A 5,681-nucleotide genomic window follows, 5' to 3' on the forward strand; every position below is an offset into this window, starting at 1 on the left:
TTCTCTCACACGATCATGGGACTTAGACACTCACATGATCAACCAGAGACCGTGCCTGCCCTCATCCAGGCAACCGACTTTGCCGGGGCCCTGGGGTCAGCCGAGGGAAGGGGGCCTTCACGCGCGATCGGGCACTTACCTGGCTGGCCAGTAGACGGCGTGCCAGCCACCGCCCGCGGCGACCGCGCCGCCCGCGATCGTCCCGTCGAGACCGATCAGCTGCGCCCGGCTGAAACCGCCACCCGGCAGCGTGCCGAGGTCGGTCCGCTCGCCGTTCGCGTCCCAGAGCGTGGCCTTCCCCGCGCTGGCACCGACGACCCTGTCCCGCGCGTCGATGTCCTCGGCCGAGCCCGCGATGTCGGCGGACAAGCGGGTCATCGTCCCGTCCGCGGCCCACCGCACCGCGGCGTAGGTACCGGCGGCGTCGACGTAGCCCGAGCCGACCGAAACCCCGAAACCGTTGATCGCCAGCACATCCGTGGCATACGAGTTGGTCCAGCCGAGTTCGATCATGGTGCCGTCGGCGGTCCACTTCACCGCCGCGTACCGATCGTTGATCATGGTCCTGCCGACGATCTCACCGGAAGCGTTCAGGTCGGCGAACCAGCTCAGCTGGCCCTCCGGGCCGAGTACGGTGACAGCGCCGGTGGCGTCCCAGCGCAGGACCCGGATGCTGCCGTCTGCCGCGTAAAGCTGCCCGGCGATGAACCGCCCGTCACGAGTGATCGCGCTGGCGTAGTAGTTCCCCTCCAGCGGAGGAGCGGCGAGCACCGAGACATTCCCGGCCGAATCCCAGCGCAAACCGCGCCGGCGGCTGTCCGAGGTCGAACCCGTACCGACGATGACACCGGTCGAGCTGATCCCGTTGGCTTCCGTGGTCGAGCCACCCGGCGGCGCGGGCAGCTGGGTGATCGACCCGTCTTGTGACCACCGCACGGCCCGCGAATTCGACGCACCGGCGATCACCCCGCTCGCGTTGACCGCTTTCGCCGCCGCGAACCCGCCGGGCAGGGTCCCCAGCTGGGAAACCCGGCCTGCCTTGTCCCACTTAACCGCGACGCACGAGTGCGAGTGCGGTGCGTTACTGCAGGATTCCCCGATGAGCTGCCCGCGGTCACCGATCGCCGTCACCGACGTCTCGTTGGTGCCGGGCACGACGGCGAGTTCGATCGGACCCGCCGCCGCGGTCGCCACCGCGGGGAGGGAGAACGGAAGTGCCACGGCGACCGCGGCCATGACGAGTAGACGTTTACCCCGCTGCATGAACATGTTTCCCCTATGCGACCCCCATGGCCCCGCGCTCTGCGGGACTTTCGCCGCATAGGGGAACACGTCTCAGCGATGTGACAGGTTGCCCTGAAGTGTCAACTTCGACTATCCGGCAGGCCAGTAGACGGCGTGCCAGCGGCCGGCTTCGTTGGAAGCCAGGCCGATGATCGTCCCGTTCGGCCCGATGCGGCTCGCGGAACTGGAGGTGCCACCCGGCAGCGTGCCGAGGACCGTCTTCACCCCACGAGCGTCCCATTTGACCGCGATGTTGTCTTCCTCCCCGACGATCGCCCCGGTCCGGTCGACGTCGTTCCCCATCCCGCGTTGGGTCGAAAGCGTCGTCCGGGTCCCCGCCCGGTTCCACTTGACCGGGCTTTCCGTACCGAAGGCCAGATAGCCGCCACCGGCGACCACACCGGCGTTGCTGACCGCGTTCGCCCAGGCCGGATCCCGCTCGGGCCAGTCGAGCCAGGTCATCCGCCCGTCGCGCTCCCACCGCACGGGTTTCGGGTTGCCGTTCAGGTCGGCGCTCCCGACGATCACCCCGAGGTCGTTCATGGCGTTTCCGGTGCTGTACGGGTTGCCAGGCGAAAGGTCGGTGATGGCTCCGGCGAGATTCCACCGCACCACGTGGTTGTTCCCGGCGGCGTCGGACGCCGTCCCGCCGACGATCCGGCCGTCCGTGGTGATCCATTCCGCGCTGCCGGCGGACCCGCCAGGCAGCCCCCCGAGGTCCACCACCTTGCCGTCCGGATTCCACCGCACGGCATGCGTCTTCCCGTCCGCCGCGTGCCCGGCGCCGATGACGACGCCGCCGTCGGTGATCGCGTTCGCGGTGGCGTAGTCACCACCGGGCAGGTAGGGCAGCGTGGTGACGGTCCCGTCGGCTGCCCATTTGACCGCCGCCCGGTTCCCTTCGATGTCCTTGTGGGCCCAGCCGACCGCGATCCCGCGATCGTTGATGTCCACGGCTTTGCTCTGCTCGAAGCCGAGCCCCGGCAGGGCGGAGATCCGGCCCCGCCCGTCCCATTTCGCCGCGTGGTCCTTGATCTGGCCGTCGAGCGGCGTGGACGAACCGACCATGACGCCGTCGGCGTTGATCGCGACGACCTGGCTGAACTGGTCGCCCGGCAAGGTGCCGAGGTCGATCGGGGCGGGCGCGGTCGCCGCGGCCGCCACGCCGGGCAGCATCAGCGGCAGTGCCGCGAGCGAACCGGCCACTGCGAGAACTCTTGTACTCCGGTTGAATGACATGGCTCCCCTTCGCGGCAAGTTCGACCGCCCCCGTCTCCACGGAGGCTGGAAAACCCTCCTGCCGCGGAGGGAACACGCGTCAGCGATGTGACAGGTTGCCCCTGACTGTCAACCAATCAGGCGTGCTCGGCCGACGCCGCCGCCTCCAGGCCGAGGATGCTGATCGACCGCTCCCGCATCTCGACCTTGCGCACCTTGCCGGTCACCGTCATCGGGAACTCCTCGACGACGTGGACGTAACGCGGGATCTTGTAGCGCGCCAGCTTTCCCTCACAGAACTCCCGCACCGCCTCGGCGGTCAGCGGGGTGGCGCCCTCGCGCAGGCGGACCCACGCCATCAGCTCCTCGCCGTACTTCACATCGGGGACGCCGATGACCTGCGCGTCGAGGATGTCCGGATGGGTGTAGAGGAACTCCTCGATCTCGCGCGGGTACAGGTTTTCACCACCGCGGATGACCATGTCCTTGATCCGGCCGGTGATGTTGACGTACCCGTCGGCGTCCATGATCGCGAGGTCACCGGTGTGCATCCAGCGCGCCGCGTCGATCGCCTCGGCCGTCTTGCCGGCCTGCTCCCAGTAACCGAGCATCACCGAGTACCCGCGCGTGCAGAATTCGCCGGGCTCGCCACGCGGCACGGTCAGCCCGGTCTCCGGGTCGACGACCTTGACCTCCAGATGCGGCCCGACGCGCCCGACCGTGGACACCCGCCGCTCCACCGAATCGTCCGCGCGGGTCTGCGTGGACACCGGCGAGGTCTCGGTCATCCCGTAACAAATCGACACCTCCGCCATCCCCATCCGGTCGATGACCTGCTTCATCACCTCGACCGGACAAGGCGAACCGGCCATGATCCCGGTGCGCAGTGAAGAAAGGTCGTAGGAAGCGAAATCCGGGTCGGCCAGTTCGGCGATGAACATCGTCGGAACCCCGTACAGCGACGTACATTTCTCCGCCGCGACGGCCTCCAGGGTGGCCTTCGGCTCGAACGCCGGCGCCGGGATGACCATGCACGCGCCATGGGTGGTGGCGGCGAGATTGCCCATCACCATGCCGAAGCAGTGATAGAAGGGCACCGGGATGCAGACCTTGTCTGCTTCGGTGTAGTTGCAGAGCTCGCCGACGAAGTAGCCGTTGTTCAGGATGTTGTGATGGCTGAGGGTGGCGCCCTTGGGGAAGCCCGTGGTGCCGGAGGTGTACTGGATGTTGATCGGGTCGTCCGCGGAGAGCTCGCTCTGCCGGGTGGTCAGGCGCGCACGGTCGGCCTTGCGGCCGATCTCCAGAAGTGACGGCCACGCGGGGCTTTCGAGCAGCACGACGTGTGCCAGCGCCGGGCATTTCGGCCCCGCCTCGGCGATCATGCCCGCGTAGTCCGAGGTCTTGAACGACTCCGCGGCCACGATGAGCTTGATCCCGGCCTGGTTCAGCACGTACTCGAGTTCGTGCGAGCGGTAGGCCGGGTTGATGTTGACCAGGATCGCGCCGATCTTCGCGGTGGCGTACTGGGTGAGCGTCCACTCCGCCCGGTTCGGCGCCCAGATGCCGACGCGGTCACCCTTGGCGATGCCGAGGTCCAGCAGGCCCAGCGCGAGCGCGTCGACGTCGGCGGCCAGTTCGGCGTAGGTCCAGCGCTTCCCCGCCGCGCGGTCGACGAGCGCGTCACGATCACCGAAGGCGGCGGCGACGCCATCGAAGTTGTCCCCGATGGTGTCCCCCAGCAACGGGACGGCCGAGATTCCCGATGCATAGCTGCGCCGATGGGTTCCCGGCGGGAAGGCGTGCCTCGAAGCCGGTAGTTCGGGGGCGTCAGGCATGGGGACTCCTGCGTTCGGCGGCAGCGACCCATCGAGTCTAAGAACCCCCGGTGACCTGGGCCACCTGCGAGTGGAGACCCGTGACACCTCGGGGAAAACCCGGAGGCCGGGCTCCGGTATGCCCGATATCGTCGGGGACATGCGCCTCTACATCGTCGACGCCTTCACCTCCGAGGCCTTCGCCGGCAACTCCGCCGGGGTCGTGCTGCTGGACTCGCCGGGCGACGCGGGCTGGATGCAGTCCGTCGCGGCGGAGTTGAAGCACGCCGAGACCGCCTTCGTCGAGGTCGGTGGCGAAGGCCCGAAGCCGCTTCGCTGGTTCACGCCGGAGACCGAGGTCGACTTGTGCGGGCACGCGACTCTCGCGACCACGCACGTCCTGGGCGGCAAGCAGACCTTCACGACGAGAAGCGGTGAGCTGCGCTGCGGAACCGAGGACGGCTGGGTGTCGATGGACTTCCCGTCGGACCCGCCGCGTGAATCCGACGACGACCTGTCGGCGATCCTGCCGGGCGTCGAGTTCGAGTACGTCGGACGGAGTCATCAAAACCTGTTCGCGGTGGTGGACGACGCTTCGGTGGTCCGGTCCCTCACGCCGGACCTCGCCGCGCTGCGCGCTCACTGGACCGGACGGCTGATGGTGACCGCCCCGGGTGACGTCGACGGGGCCGACTTCATCACCCGGTTCTTCGCGCCGGGCGTCGGCATCGACGAGGACCCCGTCACCGGTTCCGCGCACTGCGCTCTGGCGCCTTATTGGGCCGCACGCCTCGGCCGGGACGAACTCGTCGGCGAGCAGGCCTCCGCGCGTGGCGGCATCGTGCGGATGCGTCTCGAAGGTGACCGCGTCCTGCTTTCGGGGCAAGCGGTCACCGTGGCCAGCGGGGAGTTGCACGTCTGATGCGCTTGATCCTGAATGTCATCTGGCTCGTGCTGTGCGGCCTGTGGATGGCGCTCGGCTACATCGTCGCGGGCATCATCTGCTGCGTCCTGATCGTCACCATCCCGTTCGGGCTGGCGTCGTTCCGGATCGCGGCCTACGCGCTGTGGCCGTTCGGCCGCACCGTGGCCGACCGGCACGACGCCGGCGCGGCCTCGACGATCGGCAACGTCATCTGGTTCCTCTTCGCCGGGCTGTGGCTCGCGATCGGGCATGTGCTGACCGGGGTCGCGCTGTGCGTCACGATCATCGGGATCCCGCTGGGCGTGGCGAACTTCAAGATGATCCCGGTTTCGCTGATGCCGCTGGGCAAGGAGATCGTCGAGCTGCCGTAGGGCGTTGGTCAGCCCCGTGTCGAAGTGTCATGAGGGGTCCCCATAGGACAAAAAGTGTCCTATGGGGAC

At 68.2% G+C, this 5,681-nt stretch carries 5 protein-coding genes; 2 read left to right on the forward strand and 3 right to left on the reverse strand.

The window, feature by feature from the left end:
- Positions 1-135: 135 nt before the first annotated feature.
- From AB0M65_RS39950 to AB0M65_RS39960, 3 genes are all read right to left on the reverse strand, one after another.
- Complete coding sequence (locus AB0M65_RS39950) at positions 136-1,269, reverse strand: hypothetical protein (protein ID WP_364040561.1); 1,134 nt, start codon at positions 1,267-1,269, stop codon at positions 136-138.
- 105 nt (positions 1,270-1,374) lie between these two features.
- A complete protein-coding gene (locus tag AB0M65_RS39955) occupies positions 1,375-2,490 on the reverse strand; it encodes a hypothetical protein (RefSeq protein ID WP_364040564.1) in 1,116 nt (371 codons plus the stop codon).
- Positions 2,491-2,639: 149 nt separating this feature from the next.
- On the reverse strand, positions 2,640-4,337 hold the full coding sequence (locus tag AB0M65_RS39960; protein ID WP_364040567.1) for an AMP-binding protein: 1,698 nt from the start codon (positions 4,335-4,337) through the stop codon (positions 2,640-2,642).
- Positions 4,338-4,476: 139 nt separating this feature from the next.
- On the opposite strand from AB0M65_RS39960, the gene AB0M65_RS39965 reads away from it, so the two are divergent.
- Positions 4,477-5,238 (forward strand): PhzF family phenazine biosynthesis protein, encoded by a 762-nt coding sequence (locus AB0M65_RS39965; protein WP_364040570.1) that lies wholly within the window; start codon positions 4,477-4,479, stop codon positions 5,236-5,238.
- A complete protein-coding gene (locus AB0M65_RS39970) occupies positions 5,238-5,612 on the forward strand; it encodes a YccF domain-containing protein (protein WP_364040573.1) in 375 nt (124 codons plus the stop codon). Before AB0M65_RS39965 ends, AB0M65_RS39970 begins: the two co-directional genes overlap by 1 nt.
- The last annotated feature ends 69 nt before the right edge of the window (positions 5,613-5,681 follow it).

This window comes from Amycolatopsis sp. NPDC051071, assembly GCF_040682875.1.
GTDB lineage: Bacteria > Actinomycetota > Actinomycetes > Mycobacteriales > Pseudonocardiaceae > Amycolatopsis.